Annotated in this window: 15 protein-coding genes, 2 pseudogenes and 1 other annotated feature; of the genes and pseudogenes, 11 read left to right on the plus strand and 6 right to left on the minus strand. The window is 27.5% G+C overall.

Going from position 1 to position 20753, the window contains the following annotated elements:
• Positions 1 to 327: 327 nt before the first annotated feature.
• On the minus strand, positions 328 to 717 hold the full coding sequence (locus tag BM027_RS16985; protein WP_090094376.1) for a hypothetical protein: 390 nt from the start codon (positions 715 to 717) through the stop codon (positions 328 to 330).
• Positions 718 to 1081: 364 nt separating this feature from the next.
• On the opposite strand from BM027_RS16985, the gene BM027_RS16990 reads away from it, so the two are divergent.
• The 3 genes from BM027_RS16990 to BM027_RS17000 are packed head-to-tail and all read left to right on the plus strand — an operon-like array spanning position 1082 to position 3701.
• A complete protein-coding gene (locus BM027_RS16990; RefSeq protein WP_090094377.1) occupies positions 1082 to 2038 on the plus strand; it encodes a GTP-binding protein in 957 nt (318 codons plus the stop codon).
• Between the two features lie 14 nt (positions 2039 to 2052).
• A complete protein-coding gene (locus BM027_RS16995; protein ID WP_090094378.1) occupies positions 2053 to 2703 on the plus strand; it encodes a GTP-binding protein in 651 nt (216 codons plus the stop codon).
• On the plus strand, positions 2700 to 3701 hold the full coding sequence (locus BM027_RS17000) for a permease (RefSeq protein ID WP_242943362.1): 1002 nt from the start codon (positions 2700 to 2702) through the stop codon (positions 3699 to 3701). Before BM027_RS16995 ends, BM027_RS17000 begins: the two co-directional genes overlap by 4 nt.
• 119 nt (positions 3702 to 3820) lie before the next feature.
• On the opposite strand, the gene BM027_RS17005 is transcribed toward BM027_RS17000, so the two are convergent.
• The 4 genes from BM027_RS17005 to BM027_RS17020 form a co-directional block, all read right to left on the minus strand.
• A complete protein-coding gene (locus tag BM027_RS17005; protein WP_090094379.1) occupies positions 3821 to 4228 on the minus strand; it encodes a bacteriohemerythrin in 408 nt (135 codons plus the stop codon).
• Positions 4229 to 4613: 385 nt separating this feature from the next.
• Positions 4614 to 5162 carry a hypothetical protein gene (locus tag BM027_RS17010; protein ID WP_090094380.1) on the minus strand — a complete coding sequence of 183 codons (549 nt, stop codon included), beginning with the start codon at positions 5160 to 5162 and terminating at the stop codon, positions 4614 to 4616.
• Positions 5163 to 5812: 650 nt separating this feature from the next.
• The gene (locus tag BM027_RS17015) at positions 5813 to 6730 is read right to left on the minus strand and encodes a DMT family transporter (RefSeq protein WP_090094381.1); all 918 of its coding nucleotides are present in this window, start codon (positions 6728 to 6730) and stop codon (positions 5813 to 5815) included.
• A gap of 298 nt (positions 6731 to 7028) precedes the next feature.
• Positions 7029 to 8186, minus strand: a complete 1158-nt coding sequence (locus BM027_RS17020) for a DEAD/DEAH box helicase (RefSeq protein ID WP_090094382.1) — start codon at positions 8184 to 8186, stop codon at positions 7029 to 7031.
• A 428-nt stretch (positions 8187 to 8614) separates the two neighbouring features.
• Here BM027_RS17020 and BM027_RS17025 point away from each other — a divergent pair, with 428 nt between their 5' ends.
• The 4 genes from BM027_RS17025 (at position 8615) to BM027_RS17040 (ending at position 13831) form a co-directional block, all read left to right on the plus strand.
• The gene (locus BM027_RS17025; RefSeq protein WP_090094383.1) at positions 8615 to 10063 is read left to right on the plus strand and encodes a DEAD/DEAH box helicase; all 1449 of its coding nucleotides are present in this window, start codon (positions 8615 to 8617) and stop codon (positions 10061 to 10063) included.
• Between the two features lie 149 nt (positions 10064 to 10212).
• Entirely contained in the window at positions 10213 to 11082 is an 870-nt protein-coding gene (locus BM027_RS17030) for a methionyl aminopeptidase (protein WP_090094384.1), read from the plus strand.
• Between the two features lie 302 nt (positions 11083 to 11384).
• Positions 11385 to 12170, plus strand: coding sequence for an ABC transporter ATP-binding protein (locus tag BM027_RS17035; RefSeq protein ID WP_090094385.1), 786 nt, complete (start codon positions 11385 to 11387; stop codon positions 12168 to 12170).
• Positions 12171 to 12172: 2 nt separating this feature from the next.
• The gene (locus tag BM027_RS17040) at positions 12173 to 13831 is read left to right on the plus strand and encodes a hypothetical protein (RefSeq protein ID WP_090094386.1); all 1659 of its coding nucleotides are present in this window, start codon (positions 12173 to 12175) and stop codon (positions 13829 to 13831) included.
• Positions 13832 to 14217: 386 nt separating this feature from the next.
• Here BM027_RS17040 and asnB read toward each other — a convergent pair whose 3' ends face one another.
• The gene (asnB, locus tag BM027_RS17045; RefSeq protein WP_090094387.1) at positions 14218 to 15807 is read right to left on the minus strand and encodes an asparagine synthase B; all 1590 of its coding nucleotides are present in this window, start codon (positions 15805 to 15807) and stop codon (positions 14218 to 14220) included.
• Between the two features lie 49 nt (positions 15808 to 15856).
• Positions 15857 to 16129 (minus strand) — a binding site (T-box leader).
• A gap of 439 nt (positions 16130 to 16568) precedes the next feature.
• Between asnB and BM027_RS17050 the strand changes: the two are divergent.
• From BM027_RS17050 to BM027_RS17065, 4 genes and pseudogenes are all read left to right on the plus strand, one after another.
• A pseudogene (locus tag BM027_RS17050) lies at positions 16569 to 17309 on the plus strand (cation:dicarboxylate symporter family transporter); the annotation flags it as partial.
• A gap of 65 nt (positions 17310 to 17374) precedes the next feature.
• Positions 17375 to 17635 (plus strand): hypothetical protein, encoded by a 261-nt coding sequence (locus tag BM027_RS17055; RefSeq protein ID WP_090094388.1) that lies wholly within the window; start codon positions 17375 to 17377, stop codon positions 17633 to 17635.
• 171 nt (positions 17636 to 17806) lie between these two features.
• A pseudogene (locus BM027_RS18965) lies at positions 17807 to 18723 on the plus strand (sugar-binding transcriptional regulator).
• Between the two features lie 527 nt (positions 18724 to 19250).
• The gene (locus BM027_RS17065; RefSeq protein ID WP_090094389.1) at positions 19251 to 20432 is read left to right on the plus strand and encodes a NupC/NupG family nucleoside CNT transporter; all 1182 of its coding nucleotides are present in this window, start codon (positions 19251 to 19253) and stop codon (positions 20430 to 20432) included.
• Positions 20433 to 20753: the final 321 nt, after the last annotated feature.

Raw genomic sequence — 20753 nt, forward strand, 5'->3', positions numbered from 1 at the left:
TGTATAGTAAGACAAAAAAGTCACCTAAGAATATTTTCAATATCCTTAGATGATCTTGACAAGGATAAATCCTTATCTAAATGACATTGGTCAGTATGCTAGTCTATTTTGAGTGATACTACGTAAGTAACATTAGCTAATAGCTTACTATTGGCTAATGTTACTTACTTGTCTAACTCAAAATATACATCACATCTTTGACTTGTTATTTTGTTTCATATGCCTTAGCGAAATTTTTCTAGTCTTCTTTAATAAATGTTATTTCTATTTCTTTGTTATTACTTCACTTAGTAATTCTGAGACAGCCCCTTTTTTGAAGGTTCTTTATTATATAATTTCATATTTAACTTTAATCTTTTTTATTGCACGAGATTCATCATAAGAATATTTTAATCCAGATTTAAAAATATGATTTTTTCTTTTAAGTGTAGGAATTTTATCAAGAGGAAAACAACCAAAATCTCTAATTATAAATTTAACCATACGACCTATCATTTGTTTAAACATATCTTCTGGCATACCTGTTTCAAAGAATTTCTCGATTTCAGGAATAACACCTTCAAGTGCAGGCCTATTTAATTTAGCTGTTTCAATCATGTTATATATATTTACTGGTTCACATAAAAAGTAAAACACTTTTGGAGTAAGATAAGAGGACTCATATTTAATATACATTCTATTTTCTTGTTGATTAAAAAAATCATCTAAATTATACATAAAATCACTCCTAATTAATAACTTTAATATTAAAACGTTAGTGTAACGTACCTCTATTATATTAACATAACAATAAAATTTTAGCAATAATTAAAGGAATATATATCATAAAACACTAAGGCAGATTCAAAAAAATAATAGACCAGTATGCTCGTCTATTTTATATATTTGGTCTGTTATTTTATTTTATGTGCCTAAAATCTAAAAATTTAATTTAAAAATAGCAAAAGAGAGTAATATTTATATGATTTTTATTATAAATAACTATATAAAGAAAAAACAGAGGTTAAAGATAAAACTCCGTATAGATCTATTTTATTAATAAAAATTGTACATTATGTAAGGAAGAAAGGGGATATGTTTTATGGTAAGCAAAATTGATATATTTTCTGGCTTTTTAGGAGCAGGAAAAACAAAGCTCATCAAGAAGTTATTAAAAGAAAAAGTTTATGGTAAAAATACAGTTATAATAGAAAATGAATTTGGAGAAGTAGGAATAGATGGTTCTATATTAAAAGATACAGATATCATAATAAAAGAAATTAATTCTGGATGCATTTGTTGTCAGGTAACAGGAAATTTTAGTGATGCTATAGTAGAAGTTATAGAAAAATATACTCCTGAAAATATCATTATTGAACCTTCAGGAGTAGCAAAGCTTAGTGAAATTTTAAACATTCTTAAAGATGATAAATTTAAAGATAAATTCGTAATTAATAATATAATTACATTAATTGATATACAAAGATATGATATGTATTTAAAGAACTTTAATGAATTTTATAGAGATCAGATAAAAAAAGCAAATATATTAGTATTAAGTAGAACTCAATTGGTAAGTAAAGATAGAGTAGAAATTACAATAAATTCACTTGGCAAAATTAATCCTTATGCTGAAATAGTATATAAACCATGGGATGATATAAAAGGTGATGAATTTAAAAAGATATGTTCAGTAAAGAATGAAGAATTAAACAGTCAAAATAAATTTATAATTAATAAGATATCAAATTACTCTACATTAAGAAAGAAGCATAACCATGTAGCTAAGGATGTTTTTGAGAGTTATCCTATAGATTTGAAAAGTAAAATGAGTGAAGAAGAGCTTGCAACAAAGTTTAAGATTATTGAGAACAATAAAGAGTATGGAAATATTATAAGAGCAAAAGGAATTGTCGAGGTTATAAATGGAGGGTACTGTCAATTTGATTATGTACCAAATGAATTTCAAGCTAGAAAAATAAAATGGGCAAATAAGAGGGTAGTTTCAATAATTGGAAGTGGCTTAAATAAGAAAGAATTAATACGTTTATTTAATTAAGGTGGGTATAAAGGATGAAAATTGAAGTAGAGATTGTAACTGGGTTTTTAGGAGCAGGAAAAACTAGTTTTATAAATTCATTAATAAAAGAAAGCATGGTTAATGGAGAAAAGATTATAGTAGTGCAATTAGAAAAGGGTGAAGGAAAAATAAGTTCAAAGTTATTAGAGAACAAATCAGTCAGACTAATTGTGATCAATGAATTAAAAGAAGTAAATGATAAAATGATATATTTAATAAAGAAATATGTACCTAATCGTATAATTATTGAATTTAATGGAACTTGGGACTTACAAGAATTAATTAATATATTGGACGAAAAAAATTATAGAGAATACATCAATATAGAAACAATATTTTTTATTGGAGATGCTAAGAATTTGATGTTGTATATTGAAAATATGGGCAACTTTTTACTCCCATTTATACAGTATTCAAATGTATTAGTGCTAAATAATACAGATGATTGTGATAATATAAAAATAAAATCAACCTTAGATATATTAAGAAATTTAAATCCAACAGCATATATTTTGGAGGTTAAAAATAAGTACTTATTTAATGCTTCTCTAAAAGAAAGTAAAATACTTGATAATGGTATTTTAAAGAAAATTAAAATTAAAATAGGAAACTCGAGTAATGTTTTAAGGAGAAAAAAAGAGTGAAAAATAAGAAGAGAAGCTTTTTAGTATTAATACTTATCATTTTTACAATGAGTGTTATATTATATAAATTAGGTATAAATAATAAATATAAAGTAGAAAATTTTTGTAATACCTTTATGGGAATAATAATTGAAGCTACTCCATTTATTCTTTTAGGATCTATAGTGTCAGCTGTTATGCAGATATATGTGTCAAATGAAGCTATAAGTAGAATAATACCTAAAAATAGTGTAATTGGATATTTTGGGGCTGCTTTAATAGGAATTATATTTCCTGTATGTGAATGTGCAATAATTCCTATAACAAGGACACTTATAAAAAAGGGAGTTCCTTTAGGATTTGCTATAACTTTTATGCTGGCAGTACCAATAATAAATCCAGTTGTAATAATGTCAACTTATACTGCTTTTTATGATAAGCCAGCAATGATGATTCTTAGAATAGTTGGTGGAATAGTTGGATCTATTTCAATAGGAATGATTATGAGTTTAGTTCAAGGAAAAAGAGATTATTTGTTATTGGATAGGTTAATAGAAAATAAATCTTATTGTAATTGTGGCTGTAATGATAATTCTTGCTTTAAGAAAGATTCAAATAGATTTAAATTAGTGTTAGAACATGCAATTAAAGAATTCTTTGACATTATTAGATATCTTTTAGTAGGTACTTTTATAGCAACAGGTTTTCAAGTGATAATATCTACTGATAAATTTAATACTATAGGAAATGGAAAAATATTATCTATAGTATTTATGATGTTTCTTGCTTTTATACTTTCTATATGTTCAGAAGCAGATGCTTTTATAGGAAAGAGCTTATTAAATCAGTATTCTTTTAGTAGTGTAGCAATCTTTTTAATTATGGGACCAATGCTTGATATTAAGAATCTTATCATATTAGGTGGGATATTTAAAAAGAGTTTTGTTATAAAATTGGTTATAACTGTGGTTGGAGTTGTAGGTACACTTGGATATATATTTGTAGCAGCAGGTCTTTAATAAGTACTCATTAATTTTAGGCACATTCAAAAAAAGAAGAGCGCTCAAAAGTGATAACTTTTAATCTAAAAACTTTTGAGTTGCTTCATTTTTAAATTTTATCAATTAATTTATAGAATCTAATTTTCTTCTTTAACAAGATTTTTCAGTTTGAAATCCTTTGATTTAATATGATTAAAAATTAAATCGTATGATAAGTTTAATAGTGTTTTTAATTCATTATAATTTTCATTGTAAAAATTATTTATATTTACATCTACAATGTGTTTTTTAAATTCTTCATGTTCTAGCTTATGACTAGCCAAATCGGGATAGTCTAATAAGTGAAAGTACATTTCTTCATAATAAAAATGAAAAGTTATGTAAGTTCTAAAACAACATACTAGTTCAAGCGCATCTTTTACTTTATAAACTCCCGTAGGAATTTCTAGGAATATTTCGAGTTTCCTACATAATTCAAATAAATATTTGTGTTGATCATCTATGGTTTCAATACCAATCATAAAACTATCATCCCATTTAATCATAGACTATCGCCTCCTTTTTTTCTACAATATATTCACATACATATATTCATTATACAATATATTTTTAATAAATATAAACAAAATTATAAAAAAACTACATATAAATCCAAAAACAATATATAACAAATTGAGTTCATCAATATAATATAAGGTATCTAAAAAAAATAATAGTCTAATATATATTTCATATGGACTAGTTATTTTAAAAAAGATGCCTAAATACTTATATATATTGTGTAGTAAAACAAAAAATACCTATAGACTTAAACAGTTTTTTTAACGTGTCTAGTCTATAGGTATTAGTATAATTTTATAGGTATTTTTTGTTTATTATTATAATACATAATAAATATATAGAAAATATCTATAAGATTAAATAATAATATTATTGATTGTATTTTTCATCTAAAATAATTTGAACATAACTAAGTTTGTTTTCAACTTTATCATCTGAAGCTACTATTATTTTGTAAGTATCAAACTTATTATTCCAAATAAGACCAATAGGAGCAGTTACATCTGGAGTTTCAGCATTAATACCTAATACATGTAATATATTTATTCCATCATTAGGATATTTCATGTCCACTGAAGGGGTAATTTTAACTATTCCAGACTTTGAATCAATATAAGTAATCTCAAAGTTATAATTATCTTTTTCATAAATAGATTTATTATTATCAGTACTCTTAGGTTCTCCTAAAAGTGTTTTTATTGCTTCTTCATTTTTTTCCTTTAAATCTGCAATAGTAACCACTTGTTTAACTTCTACTGTAGGAGTATTAGAAGCATCGGTTGTTGCAGGTGTTTCAGTTGTTGTTTGAGATTGTTCAGTTGTTGTATTTGTAACATCTTTTTTAGTACCTCCACAAGATATTAAAGCTGTAGCAGATACTACAACAACTAATAATAGTGTAATAAGTTTCTTTTTCATTTTTTTCCTCCCGAATTATAAAATTCACAAGTAGCAAATTTTTAATAATGCATCTAAAAAAAATAGCAGTCCAATATGAAACATATATTTTATGCAAAACCAGGCGATAGAGTTCATTAATAGTGGGAGCTATAAGTGAACTTCGCTTTATCAAGTATGGCACAAAATAGAATAGCATATTGACTAGTTGTTTTTAAAGATGTCTAACAAAATTGTATTATTTAACTTAAAATCATTATAACACCATTTAATTATTATAAAATGAATGTAAGAAAATCTTAATAATATATATGTTCTAATTAAGTTAATACATTTATAATCTTTTATATAATTTTTATAGAAAATTATATCTTTAAGGCACATGAAAGAAAATAACAGACCAAAGATGCGTCGTATATTTGGTGCCATGCAAGGAGGGAAATTGGGTTAATAGTGGGCTATTAGCTAAATTTGTTGACACAGTATGACGCAAAATAGACAAGCATACTGGTCTATTATTTTTTTGAATGTGCCTAATTAACAATATCTAGTTAGAAGCATATATATCATAAATTTTCTATATAAGTTCCTCACTATAGTAGTTAAATCATAGTATTTATAAATATTCTAAGATTTATATTAATGAACAAACTTTATTGGAACTTATATAATTAAATTTTTGTAGAATTTTGATTAGTTAATGAAAAAGAAAATTTAATACCATGTTCTGAAGTATAAACTCCTAATAATATTAAAAATGCCCCTATAATCGAAAATGTTGTAACTTTCTCATGGAGTATTAGTATAGAACTAATTAATGTAATGATAGGAATTAAGTATATATAATTATTAGTTTTAATTACTCCTAATTTATTAATAGTATAGCTCCAAGTCACATAACATACGCCAGAAGCTATTACGCCTAAGAATAATAGATTAAACATTAATTTAAAGGTAAATAAATTAGAGATATTTAATTTAGTACTTGAAAAAAATAAAAATGGACTAATAGTAATTAATGCATAAAAAAATATTTTTCTAGTTATATAAATAGTGTTATATTTATTACTAATTTTTTTTAAAGATACAGAATAAATAGCCCAACATAAGGCTGCGGCCAAAGCTAATATATCACCAATAGGGTTTAGTTTTAGTATAAAGTTACCATTAAAGATAACTAAAAATACACCGGAAATTGCAACAATAAAACCTATAAAAAGATTTTTATTTAATTGTTCCCCTTTTGTAAAAAAATGAGCTAATAGAGCTGTGATAATAGGAGCAGTAGCAAGTATTAAGCCAACATTTGAAGTAAGAGTATAAATTAATGCTGTATTTTCTGTAATAAAATACAGCGATCCACCAGTAATACCAGCTATTAAAAATATACACTCTTCTTTAAAGGAAGTTATTTTATGAAACTTAGGATAAATTATAATTAACATTATGTACGCTATTAAGAATCTAAAAAACATAATTTCAGCTGGGGTTAAAACATTAAGTAATATTTTAGTTGATGCAAAAGTAGTACCCCAAACAGCTACAGTTAAAAATGCTAATAAGTTCAAAAATGCTTTTTGATTTTTCATTAAGTCAGCCCCTTTGTATAGAATATTTCATGGTAAATTATACAATAGACTTTGAATACTGTAAATGTGCCTAAAATACATAGTTGATTGGCTTGAAAATAAAATAATTATGGAGGTAGCAAGAGTATCTTGCTACCTCCATTTATATAAGGATTTTATACATTTATAATTATTTATAATAAATATAATCAGTATATACTGTACATTGTTTATTGATAAAAGTTAGTATTAATTTAGACACATTTTTGAACTGTTAGTTTATTTCATGCACCTTAAAACATATACAAAGTTTAAATATCTACTCTTGATATCTTCTTACTGGTTCTAATACACCTCTATATACTCTTTTTTCTTGGAATTTTATATCAAATTCCTTTTCATATTTTTTTATTATATTAAGTTGCTTATCTGTAGCTAAACATATACAAGTACCACTTGCAGTTCCTCTTGCAGTTCTACCTGATCTATGTAAATATTCATTAAGCTTTAATGGTAAATCAAGGTTAAATACATGAGTGATATCTGGAATATCAAGTCCTCTAGCAGATATATCAGATGAAACTAATACTTTAATTTTACCATTTCTAAAGCTATCCATAGCTATTTTTCTTTCTTCTTTAGATATGTTTCCACTTATAGCATAACAATTTTTATTGTGATAATTAAGCTTTAATGTAGTTAATTCAATATCTTCATTATCATTAACAAATACTAATGCTTTTTCTGGATTTTCAGCTGCAATAATTTTTCTAAGTACTTCAAATTTATCTCTTCTATCACATGTTACATATACATGTGAAATATTAGGATTAATAGAAGTTTTAGCTTCAGATTTTAATATTAAAGGTTCTTTCATTAATTCTTTAGCTACTTCAAGAGTTTCTGGCTTGATAGAAGCAGAAAATACCATAAGTTGTCTATCTCTCATAGTTGTTTTTATTATATCTTTAACAACTTGAACTCTTTTAGGATCTAATAAGTTATCTCCTTCATCTATAACAATTGTTTTTATAGTATGAGCAGATATTTTTTTCTTTCCTATAAGGTCAAATACTCTTCCAGTTGAACCTACTATTATATGTGGCTTAATTTCTTTGAGCTTTTTAATTTGATTGTTAATATTAACATCACCAATGATTCCCATTGAAGTTACAGGTACTCCAGAATTATTTGCAAGTAATTTAATTTGGGCATCTATTTGCATAACTAATTCATGAGTAGGCGCTAAAACAATAGCTTGCATTTCTCTTTTTTCAGTATTTATTTTTTCAAAGATAGGAAGAAGATAAGCTAAAGTTTTACCACTTCCAGTAAATGCTTCACCTATAATGTCCTTATTTTCTAATGCTGGTGTAATTACTACACTTTGTATGTCAGTAGGAACTAATATTCCTTGTTTTTCTAATCCTTTTATTATATCTAAATTTAAATTTAAGTCATTAAATGAGTTACTCATATTATTATGTTCTCCTTTGTTTCTAATTATTTTGAATGTGCGTAATACGCTTAATTATATACTTAATAAGGGGAATTTGCTAGTTAAACTTGTGTTTCTGGTATATAATCATATAGTTAATATAAAATTAAATAGTAATATATATTAAGTACTAATTAAAATTTTACAGTTAGCTTATCATACGGTAATGAAAGGTAAGTAGTATTTCTACATATAACATATATATTATAAATTAACAAAGCATTAAGTATTAATAAAGATAGTTATGTATATAAAAAAATAACAGTCCAATATGTTATGTATATTTTGTACTAGATTAATTAAAATAATAATACTTTTGTTGTAGTAAAAAGTAAAAGCATAAACAATACTTATAATTAAGATGAGATTATTGATGCTTTTGTTATTATAAAGGAGAAATTTAAAAAATGAGCAAAGAGTTTAACAAATTTGGAATAAGTGATGAAATATTAAAAGCCATAGAGAGCTTAGGATATGAAAAGCCATCTGAAGTTCAAGAAAAAGTAATACCAGAAATACTTATGAATAAGGATTTAGTAGTTAAATCTCAAACAGGAAGCGGTAAAACAGCTGCATTTGGGATACCATTATGTGAAAAGATAGATTGGGAAGAAAACAAACCTCAAGTATTGGTTTTAACACCAACCAGAGAGCTTGCAGTGCAAGTTAGTGAAGATATTTCTAATATAGGAAGATTTAAAAGAATAAATGCTGTTGCTGTATTTGGTAAGCAACCAATAACACAACAAGAAAGAAAGTTAAAACAAAAAACTCATATAGTTGTTGGAACTCCAGGGAGGATATTAGACCATTTAGATAGAGGAAGTTTGGATGTGTCAAAACTTAATTATTTGGTTATAGATGAAGCAGATGAAATGCTTAATATGGGATTTATAAAGGAAGTAGAGGGTATAATAAGAAAACTACCTAAAAGAAAAATCACGTTGTTATTTTCAGCTACAATGCCTGATGAGATAAAATCATTGTGTAATAAGCATATGAATAATCCAACAAGTATATCAATCGAATCACAAAAATTAATAACAGATAAGATAGATCAGTATATTTATCATGTAGAATATGATAAAAAATTAGATGTATTAAATAACTTATTAATCTGTGAAATGCCTGAAACAGGAATGATATTCTGTAGAACACAAGAGAATGTTGATATGATATTTGATTATTTAGAAAATAAGGGATACTCAACTAATAAAATACATGGTGGAATGTTACAAAAAGATAGACTTAGAACTATGGAAGATTTTAGACGAGGTGACTTTAGAATTTTAGTTGCAACTGATGTAGCGTCAAGAGGAATTGATATTGAAGGAATTACTCATGTAATAAACTTCGACCTTCCAGTTGAAAAGGAAGCTTATGTACATAGAATAGGAAGAACAGGAAGAGCTGGAGCTAAAGGGAAAGCATTAACTTTATGTAAAAATGGAGGAGATAAGTTTTTAAATGATATTCAAGAACTTATAGGATTTAAGATACAAGTTAAGGCAGTTCCAAATAAAGATGAAGTGTCTAATAATTTAGACCAAGGATTGCAACTTCTTAAAACTAAACCTAAGAGGAAAACAGAAAAAGCAAAAATTATAAATAAGGACATAACAAAGATATATCTAAATGGAGGAAAAAAGAAAAAAATCCGTCCAGGAGATATAGTTGGAGCGGTTACTAAAATAGAAGGAGTAACTGGAGATGATATTGGAATAATAGATGTTCAGGATACGGTTTCTTATATTGATATATTAAATGGAAAAGGAAATGCTGTTATAGAAGCATTAAAAACTGCTACTATTAAAGGAAAGCAACTTAAGTGTTCTAAAGCATATTCAAAAAAATAATAGACAAAATATATGATGCACTTTGGTATATTATTTTCTTTCATGTGCCTAAAGCAAGAGGTTAATAAGGCATTTACAGTTGATTTAAATATACCGAATATATATAATAGAAATATATGTGAAATATAGTAAAGAGGTGTAATTTAAAAATGTTTTCAAATAGAAACGCAAAATGTTGGTGTGGCAGTGGATTAAAATATAAAAGATGCCACTTAGAATTTGATGAAAAATTAGAAAGCTTAAGACTAAAAAATGAGATAGTTCCAGAAAGAGAAATAATTAAAAGCCCTGAAGATATAGAGGGGATAAGAAAGAGTTCAAAGATTAATAATGGAGTTTTAGACTTAGTTGCAAGTAAGATTAAAGCTGGTATGTCTACGTTAGAAATAGATAAATTAGTTTATGATTATACAGTAGAACATGGTGCTATTCCTGCTCCATTAAATTTTGAAGGATTTCCAAAGAGTGTTTGTACATCTATTAATAATGAAGTATGCCATGGTATACCAGATGAAAAAATAATCCTTAAAGATGGAGATATAGTAAATGTAGATGTTTCAACAATTCTTAATGGATATTATTCAGATGCTTCTAGAATGTTTATGATAGGAAATGTTAGCGAAGAAGCTAAGAAATTAGTAACTGTAGCCAAAGAGTGTATGGAAGCTGGAGTTAAAGCTATAAAACCTTGGGGACACCTAGGAGATGTTGGAGCTGCTTGTCAAGAAGTTGCACATAAAAATGGATATACAATAGTTAGAGCGTTAGGTGGACACGGTGTTGGGAATCAATTTCATGAAGATCCTTTTGTACCTCATATTGGGAAAAAAGGCACAGACATGGTATTAGTACCAGGAATGGTTTTAACAGTAGAGCCTATGGTAAATGCAGGACACTATGAAGTGTATGTAGATGCAGAAAATGATTGGACTATTTATACAGAAGATGATTCATTATCAGCTCAATGGGAACATACAGTTTTAATAACTGAAACTGGAGTTGAAATTTTAGCAAAATAATTGCAAAGTGTTTAATTTAGTACTATCCTATGTTTTTGTTTAAATATAGGATAGTATTTTTTATATTTACCCTTTAAAGCAGAGTTGATATTGTGCTAAGAATAATATTAGAATATTTTTTTGAAATAAGTATAGATATATTATATGAGTGCTTATTTTAAACACAAAGGCAGGATTAGGGGTAGCTCCTATTTCACTATTCATTTACATTTAAACGTTTATTTGGTATGTTATTAGTATATTTTATTTAGAAATAAAATATCAAGTACGCACATTTTTGTGCCTTTAAGGGGAAAAAAGTTATGGAAAATTTAGAAAGCATAATATCAATTAAGGATCTCAGAATGAGCTATGGAGACAAGTATGTGCTTAATGGAATAAATTTAGAGATTCCAAGAGGACAAATAATAGGATATATAGGAACTAATGGTGCTGGTAAAAGTACAACTATAAAAATAATGCTTGGCATAATAGAAGGTTATGAAGGAAAGATAGAAATATTAGGACAAGATATAAGTAATGGAAGTGTAGAGTACAAGAAGAAAATAGGATATGTTCCAGAGCTTGCAGATATCTATGAAAATTTAACTGCGTTTGAATATATAAGCTTTTTAGGCGGAATATATGAGCTAGAACAAGAAAAACTTATTGAAAGAGCAGAGAAGCTTATGAATTTATTTGCAATCCAAAACGCTATGTATTCTAGGATATCCTCATATTCAAAAGGAATGAAGCAAAAGTTTCTTATAATATGTAGTTTAATTCATAATCCAGATATACTATTTTTTGATGAGCCTTTAAGTGGACTAGATGCTAATAGTGTAATGATATTTAAAGAAGTCATGAGCAACCTTGCTAAAGAAGGAAAAACTATATTTTATTCTTCACACATAATGGATGTTGTCGAAAAGGTAAGTGATAGGATTGTACTTATTAATAATGGAAAAATAGCTGCAGATGGAAGTTTTGAGGAACTTAAAAATAGTAAGAAGGAAAGTTCGTTAGAGGAAATATTCAATCAATTAACAGGTTTTAATGAACATGGAAATATTGCTAAGGAATTTGTTTCTTTAGTTGAAGAGGTATAGCTATGAAGGAATTTAGAATATTAAAGCTATTAGATAAATTTCAAGGATTATATAAAAAATCAGGTGTTAATTATGATATTATGCGAATGATTTTACAAATAAAATTAACTATGGATGGACGCAGGGTAAGTACTGTTTTAACAAATAATAAAAAATCTGTTAAAAATGAGGATAAGAATAATTATGTGCGTCTGCTTATTTTTAATGGATTTTTAAGCATTTTCATTGGATTAATAATGATAAGTGATATGTCAGCCTTGAAAAATATAAATATTGTTGTAGGTGTGAATCTATTTATGATGGTGTCGCTTATGATATCAGATTTTTCAGCAGTTTTATTAGATGTAAAGGAAAAAAATATATTATTGCCAAAGCCTATAGATAGTAAAACTTTTAATGCTGCAAAGCTTACGCATATATGTATATATCTAATGGGTATATCTCTGTCTTTAAATTTCATTCCTTTAATTATTGGAACAATAAAATACGGAGTGATATTTTCTCCAATCTTTATTATAGAAAATATACTATTAGCTCTAATAGTTATAGTAATAACAGCATTTTTATATACTTTAGTTTTAAAGTTTTTTGATGGAGAAAAACTAAAGGATATAATAAATTATTTTCAAATATTTTTAGCATTTGTATTTGCTTTTGGCTATCAGTTATTTGGTAGAATTTTTAGAATTGAGGGTATTAAAACAGACTATGTGCCTAAATTTTGGCATGGTTTAGTTCCATCTATGTGGTTTGCATCTCCCTTTGGAATATTAATAGATGGAGATAAAAATTATTTTTTAATATTTTTATCTGCAATGGCTATATTAGGTCCAGTTATATTAATTACGTTTTATGTTAAAAAAGTAGTGCCTTATTTTGAAAAGAATCTTCAAAAGTTAAATGATAATGGAGGAGCTATAAGCCGTGGAAGTGAAAAAAGAAAAGAGTTTATAGCAGGATTAATTTGCAGAGATAAAATTGAAAAAAGCATGTTTATATTTACTAAAAATATGATAGCTACAGAGAGAAACTTTAAGCTTAAGGTATATCCATCTCTTGCAATGGCTGTATTTATGCCAGTTCTATTTATTTTTACTAATAGAAGAAAATCATTCATTGAAAATATTCAAACAAGCTGTGGGGGGAAAGTACATTTATTAATGTATATAACTATATTAATGTTATGTTTCTGCACTGCTTATATAAATAATAGCGATAGTTATAAAGGCGCATTTATATACAAGGTATTACCAATAAAAGATCCAGGGGTAATAATAAAAGGAGCAATAAAAGGAACTTTATTTAAATTAGTTATACCAATTTATTTATTAGTAGCTACAGTGTTTTTAATATTAAAAGGACCATCAATAATTATAGATTTAATTGTAATGTTTTTAGTTCTTTTAATATCATCCTTAGAGTACTTTAAAATATCAAATAAGAGAATGCCTTTTAGTGTGAAATTTGCTACTGTTGATAGTGGCAAGCTCATAGGTCCAGGGATACTGACCTTGATGCTTGTTGGAATATTTGCTGCAATACACATAATAATTAGAAATAATATTATATTTGTTGGAATATTTGCATTAGTACTTTTTATGGTTAATATAATTCTTTGGAAAATAAGCTTTAACATAAGTTGGGAAGATGTAGAAATGTAAGAATCCATATGCCCAACCTATCATATTATTTAATAGATGAATATGATGTTTTAATTCAAGCAGCATATATAAATAATTATTTCTATGGTGGCGATGGCACATGATATATGTGAATGTTTTAAAGGAATATATTCTATATATAATGATTTCAAATATGTAGGTAAACTAACGACTGATTAAGTATTTACAGAAGTGGATAGATATATTTATAGAAATGCAGAAACTTTGCTACAATATATATTATAATTAAAAAAACAAAAGGTGCCTTAGAAATATACGTTTATATATGTTTCTAAGGCATCTTTGTCTTATTCAATAGTATATGTTTCTTATATATTTTGCCAACACTTTTTGAAAATAAAATAAATCAACTTAGATTTTATTAATTATTTACCACTGTTACCGTAATTTGATAATACTCTGGCACTAGGATCATTTACGTTACAGCCTTCCCATTCTTTGTTTGGCATCCAATAGTCTACTATCATTTCTGATTGACCTGGATAGTATTTTTCAAAAATTTCTCTATATAATAATGATTCTTTTGTGAATGGTTTAGCATGATATGCATACTTTTCACATAGTTTTTCAAATTCTTCGTTAGAATAGCATTTTTCTGCATATTCCTTTAAATAGTCTACCATAGAATGTCCTACAGCATCGCTAAATGCTGCTTTATCACGATATAAAATACTATTTGGTAGATAATCGCCTTCAAATGCATGTCTTAAAAGGTATTTACCCATGCTATATTTATTTAATTTCTTTTCAGGATCTATTGCCATAACATATTTTACAAAATCTAAATCTCCAAATGGTACTCTTGCTTCTAAAGAATTTGAGCTGATACAACGGTCTGCACGGAGTACATCATACATATAAAGTTCTCTTACTCTCTTTTGTGATTCTTTTTGAAATTCCTCGGCATTTGGAGCAAAATCAGTATATTTATAGCCGAATAATTCATCAGAAATTTCACCTGTTAGAAGAACTTTTACATCAGAAATCTCATGTATTTTCTTGCAAAGTAAGTACATTCCCATACTTGCTCTTATTGTTGTAATATCATAAGTTCCAAGAAGCTTAATAACCTCATCAAGTGATTCAAGAACGTCTTCTTTTGTCATATAAACAGCAGTATGATCACTACCAATGTAATCTGCAACTTCCTTTGCGTATTTTAAGTCAATAGCATCTTCAGTCATACCTATGCAGAATGTTTTAATTTGTTTTCCAGGATATAATTTTTGAGCAACTGAGCATACTAATGAGCTATCTAAGCCACCACTTAATAAGAAACCTACAGGAGCATCAGCATCCATACGTTTTTCTATAGCAGCTACTAATTTATCATGAATATTTTTACAAATAACTTCTAAATCATCTTTGAAATATTCACCTTCTGTTGCTGCTATATCACAATAGCATGTAAATTTACCATCAGCATAGTAGTGGCCAGATGGAAATGGCATTATCTTATCTGTAAGACCAACTAAATTTTTTGCCTCACTTGCAAACATGATTTTACCACATTCAGAATAGCCATAGAATAGAGGACGAATTCCAAATGGATCTCTTGCTGCAATAAAACTATCTTTTTCCCCATCGTAGATAACAGTTGCGAATTCTGCATCTAATTTTGCAAACATATCTAATCCATATTCATAATACATAGGAATTAATACTTCACAATCACTATCAGAAATAAAGTTATGTCCTTTTTCTATTAGTTCCTTTTTTAGTTCACGGAAGCCGTAAATTTCACCGTTACAGATAGATGCATCCATTTTTCTTGTGAATGGTTGCATTCCACTATAACTTAAATCCATAATAGCAAGTCTTTGAAATCCTAAAATACCAGATGGTAAAGTAAGAATCTCCGTCATATCTGGTCCTCTTGACTCAGTTCTTTGTAATGCTTCTGCAAATTTTTCATGTTTCATGTCTGTTCCTGTATAACACATAATTGTACACATATTAATAATAACCCCCTTAGATATAAAAATAGCGTTAATTCTGTCTTAATAATAGGACGAATTGACGCTTATCCGCGGTGCCACCTAATTTACCATATTGGTCTCTCTTTCCAGCTACTACTGGTATCCAAATAACGAATGGAATACGGCGCTCCTACTTCATTTCAGCCTGCATCAAACCTTGGGTTCAAATTACAGTATGCAAATATTTCAGTTTGCAGCTCCGGAGTGTTATTCAAAAAAACTCTGCCACTGGGTTCACACTATCCCCAGTTCACTGTTGGTGAATATTTTTTTTACTTGTCTCCATCATAGCTTTTTTTTTTGATGATTTTAATTCTAAACTGTGTATAGTCCTTTGTCAATACCTTTTTGCGTTAAATTATGAGGAAACTTAGATTATTAAGTCACATTATGGAAACAATTACTAATATTTAATTTTAGACAATGTTAGTAAGACTAGATGATGTAGTAATAATACGGGATTTAGAGGATTTTCTTTTATTCTCTAGGCTTTTGATTTTTATATAAATTGCGCTTAAAGCACGTGTATAAAGTTTTAAGGGATATCTTAAAGGAAAAAGATGCAATTATTATAGTTGTCTATTTAGAATTTTAAAACATAGGGATAAATATTTTTATTTATGTTATACTATACGCTGCGAATTGATTTTTATATGGAATTTTGTCGAATATGTTTCATTATAGTAAATTTAAGGAAGAAAAACTGAAAATTATAGACTATTGAAAGGGGCTATCAAATGAAAAAATTAGGACTAGCAATTCAAATTCTTATTGGACTTACACTAGGTATTATAGTAGGAGGTGTTTTCTATGGTAATCCGGTTGTTGAGTCATATTTACAACCATTTGGGGATATTTTTATCAGATTAATCAAAATGATAGTTGTTCCTATTGTCTTTTCATCACTTGTTGTTGGTGTTGCTGGGGTAGGCGATATTAAGCAAGTAGGTAAAATTGGTGGAAAAACAATACTTTATTTTGAAGTAGTAACCACATTTGCTATTATATTAGGTCTATTAGTAGCAAATTTAGTTCATCCAGGAACTGGTGTAAATATTCAGGAACTTTCAACAGTTAGTATTGATAAATATATGAGTACAGCGGAAGCTGCATCTAATCATGGCTTTATGGATACATTTATAAATATTGTTCCAACTAATATTTTTGCTTCACTTGCTAAAGGTGATTTACTTCCTGTTATATTTTTTTCAGTTATGTTTGGTTTAGGAGTTGCTGCAATTGGTGATAAAGGAAAGCCAGTTATTGCCATTTGCCAAGGTGTGGCTGATGCAATGTTTTGGGTAACAAATCAAATTATGAAACTTGCTCCACTAGGGGTATTTGGTTTAATAGGTGTAACAGTTTCTAAATTTGGACTAGCTTCCTTGATTCCATTGGGAAAATTAGTTATTACTGTTTATGGCGCTATGATTTTATTTGTACTTGTTGTACTTGGTTTTGTGGGGAAAATAGCAGGAAAAATGTGTACTTTTATAGAATATTATAATATTAGGGTAATAATATTTTATGGGGGGAATTTTATATGAATAACAAAGAAATAACAAAAGAATTATTTGCTATAAAAGATAATGAGGGAAACTTAACAAATGAAGTTGTATGCGATATTTGTAACAATAAATTTAGGTGGATTGATGGGGTAAATTCTCAAGCTGTTGTGAAATCGATTTCTATAATTAGTTATTATACTAAAGAGGAAAAACAATTTAATCTAAATGTTACAGCTAAATGTCCATATTGCAATTTTAGAGCAGAATATAATCAATATTATAAAGATAAAAAATGAATAATTAAAATATTAAGAATTTTAGGGTGTAGGTTTATAAATGAAGACAATATATAACCCACGACTAATTTTTGAAAACGATTGTTTTGGCAATGCTGTAAAGCGATGTATTATGTATATAGGAGAAGAGGGAGAGGAAGTGAACCTGGTGGATAATATGCAAAACAAGAATTGAGTGTGGAAGTGGCAAGACTTTATTATCAGTCAGATTATAGCCAACAACAGATTGCATCACAGCTTGGGATATCAAGACCAACTATATCAAGGCTTCTTAAATATGCCAAAGAAAAAGGTTATGTTACAATTAATATAATTGATTCGTTTGCTGATTTAGATAAGTTAGCATATCAATTAAAAGAAAAATATGGACTAAGTGATGCACGTGTTGCTTTTTCACCAAAGGATGATTATGATTCTATCATAGAATATATTAGTCAACAAGCGGCAGAATACTTAGAAGAAACTGTGAAAAACGGAGATGTTATTGGAGTAAGTGTAGGAACAACAATGCATGAAGTTGCAAAAAAACTTACCCCTCAAAATGTTAAAGGAGTAGAAGTGGTTCAGCTACAAGGGTGGATTACTTATTCAGAAGTAAATATATATATATGCATCAGAAACGGTTTCTATTCTTGATAAAACTTTTCAGGCAGTTCTAAGATATTTGCTGTTACCGGTGATTTTTAACAATTCTAATATAAAACAAATGGTAGAAAAAGACCATCATATTAAGAATATCTTGGAAATGGGTATACAAGCAATATAGCCATTTTTACAGTTGGTATTGTTGAAGATGGGGCATTACTTTTTCGTTTAGGTTATTTAAGCGAAACATAGAAAATGATTTTAAAGCAAAAAAGTATCGGGAACATTTGTTCACATTTTTTGATGATAATGGCGAGATTTGTAATGAAAAAATTTATAATCGTACTATAGCTATATCATTGGATACTCTTAAAGAAAAAGAAAAATCCATTTTAGTTGCAGGTGGGGAACATAAAGTAAAAGCAATTAAAGGGGCCTTAAAAGGAAAAATTGCCAATGTTTTGATTACTGATCAATATACTGCAAAACGGCTTTTAGAATAACATAGGAACAAAATTTCATCTATAATTAACTATACTTAGATTTTTAGGGAAAAATGAAAATAAATATTTTTTAAATAGAGCTTTAATATACAAGCGCTTTTTTTGTAATTGTTTTATTATAAATAATTACAAAAGAGCGTTTTTTAGTATTTAAAAAGCTATTTGTGTAACTTTTTTATTAAAATGGTAATTTATAACCATTTAACAAGTAATATTCAAATTGTAAGTGAACAAAATCTCGATCAATTCTTTACAAACGTTCAAAAGGAATATATAATAAAAAATTGTAAAATTAAGTTACTACATTTAAATGAAACCGAATACAAATATTTTCAAATTATGGTGAAAAATACTTGTCTGAATTTGTATTATTTTTTTGAATATGCCTTATAAAGTATAATTACAAATTTGGATTAAAGGTTATTAAAAACAAATAAAACAATCTACCCAAAAATAAAGTGTTTTTATTGTAACAGATGTATAACATCATAATATTAAACTTATCGTATTCAAGAAGGAGCATAAAAATGAAATATATTATTGGAATCATCGGATTAATTGTTGTTTTAGGACTTGCGTGGGTTGGGAGTAGTGATAAGAAAAATGTAAAGTATAAGCCTATCATTACAATGCTTATATTACAATTCATACTTGGTTTTATCTTACTAAATACTGGAGCAGGAAATTATTTAGTAGGTGGTATAGCAAAGGGGTTTGAAGAATTGCTTAAATGCGCCGGAGAAGGAGTAAATTTTGCATTTGGTGGATTAGTTAATGATAATCAGTTTTCATTTTTTATTAGTGTTCTTCTACCAATAGTTTTTATTTCTGCTTTAATTGGTATTTTACAGTATTTAAAAATACTTCCTTTTGTAGTGAAGTATATAGGATTAGTTTTAAGCAAAGTTAATGGCATGGGTAAATTAGAATCTTATAATGCAGTAGCATCAGCTATTCTTGGTCAATCTGAAGTATTTATTTCAGTAAAAAAACAACTTGGCTTATTACCTAAACATAGATTATATACTCTTTGTGCATCAGCTATGTCAACAGTATCTATGTCTATAGTTGGTTCTTATATGGTTCTGTTACAACCTAGATATGTTGTAACAGCAATTGTTTTAAATTTATTTGGTGGATTCATTATATCGTCAGTTATAAATCCATATACTGTAACAGAAGAAGACGATATTTTAGTAGTTCAGGAAGAAAAGAAACAAACATTTTTTGAAGTTCTTGGGGAATATATTATGGATGGATTCAAAGTAGCTGTTATAGTTGGTGCTATGTTAGTTGGATTTGTAGCAATAATTGCTATGATTAATACATTGTTTAAGACAGTTTTTGGAGTTGACTTCCAAGACATGATTGGATATGTATTTTCTCCATTTGCATTTTTAATGGGTGTAACTTTAAATGAATCAATACAAGCTGCAAGTGTAATGGCAACTAAATTAGTATCAAATGAATTTGTTGCAATGAATTTATTATCAAGCGGAAGTGTACATTTATCAGCAAGATCAACTGCTATTGTTTCTACATTCTTAGTTTCTTTTGCAAATTTCTCGTCAATTGGAATTCTTTCAGGAGCAGTAAAAGGACTTCATGAAGAACAAGGAAATGTGGTTGCACGTTTTGGACTAAAACTACTATATGGTGCAACATTAGTAAGTGTGTTAACAGCAACTATTGTTGGATTAATTATGTAAAATAAGCAAAAATATTAAAAAATCAACGACTTTAATTTAGTGGTGCAAAACAGCAATAATATTAGAAAGTATTCTTGCTTATACTACAGCAAGTTCTGAAGCAGTTTTACCAAAACTTATGGAAAAAATGAAGAAGTTCGGCTGTCAAAAAGTAATTACATTATTAATAGTGGATTTCAAAGGTTATGCATAGCCTCCGCCATAAAACCCACGAAAATGAACTGCCCCCTGTCAAGTAGACAGATGAAAAAACAAAAAAATTATGAAGCCAAGGTCTGATTTCGATATTCAATTGGAGTCAGACCTTTTAAATTTTTCTGT

This window comes from Clostridium uliginosum (assembly GCF_900112485.1).
GTDB lineage: Bacteria > Bacillota > Clostridia > Clostridiales > Clostridiaceae > Clostridium > Clostridium uliginosum.

Excerpts from the sequence above, each read along its gene's own strand:
- BM027_RS17015 (WP_090094381.1), bottom strand. The coding sequence starts at position 6,730 with ATGAAAAATCAAAAAGCATTTTTGAACTTATTAGCATTTTTAACTGTA.
- BM027_RS16985 (WP_090094376.1), bottom strand. The coding sequence starts at position 717 with ATGTATAATTTAGATGATTTTTTTAATCAACAAGAAAATAGAATGTAT.
- asnB (WP_090094387.1), bottom strand. The coding sequence starts at position 15,807 with ATGTGTACAATTATGTGTTATACAGGAACAGACATGAAACATGAAAAA.
- BM027_RS17010 (WP_090094380.1), bottom strand. The coding sequence starts at position 5,162 with ATGAAAAAGAAACTTATTACACTATTATTAGTTGTTGTAGTATCTGCT.
- BM027_RS17025 (WP_090094383.1), top strand. The coding sequence starts at position 8,615 with ATGAGCAAAGAGTTTAACAAATTTGGAATAAGTGATGAAATATTAAAA.
- BM027_RS16990 (WP_090094377.1), top strand. The coding sequence starts at position 1,082 with ATGGTAAGCAAAATTGATATATTTTCTGGCTTTTTAGGAGCAGGAAAA.
- BM027_RS17065 (WP_090094389.1), top strand. The coding sequence starts at position 19,251 with ATGAAATATATTATTGGAATCATCGGATTAATTGTTGTTTTAGGACTT.
- BM027_RS17040 (WP_090094386.1), top strand. The coding sequence starts at position 12,173 with ATGAAGGAATTTAGAATATTAAAGCTATTAGATAAATTTCAAGGATTA.
- BM027_RS17020 (WP_090094382.1), bottom strand. The coding sequence starts at position 8,186 with ATGAGTAACTCATTTAATGACTTAAATTTAAATTTAGATATAATAAAA.
- BM027_RS17035 (WP_090094385.1), top strand. The coding sequence starts at position 11,385 with ATGGAAAATTTAGAAAGCATAATATCAATTAAGGATCTCAGAATGAGC.
- BM027_RS17055 (WP_090094388.1), top strand. The coding sequence starts at position 17,375 with ATGAATAACAAAGAAATAACAAAAGAATTATTTGCTATAAAAGATAAT.
- BM027_RS16995 (WP_090094378.1), top strand. The coding sequence starts at position 2,053 with ATGAAAATTGAAGTAGAGATTGTAACTGGGTTTTTAGGAGCAGGAAAA.
- BM027_RS17005 (WP_090094379.1), bottom strand. The coding sequence starts at position 4,228 with ATGATTAAATGGGATGATAGTTTTATGATTGGTATTGAAACCATAGAT.
- BM027_RS17030 (WP_090094384.1), top strand. The coding sequence starts at position 10,213 with ATGTTTTCAAATAGAAACGCAAAATGTTGGTGTGGCAGTGGATTAAAA.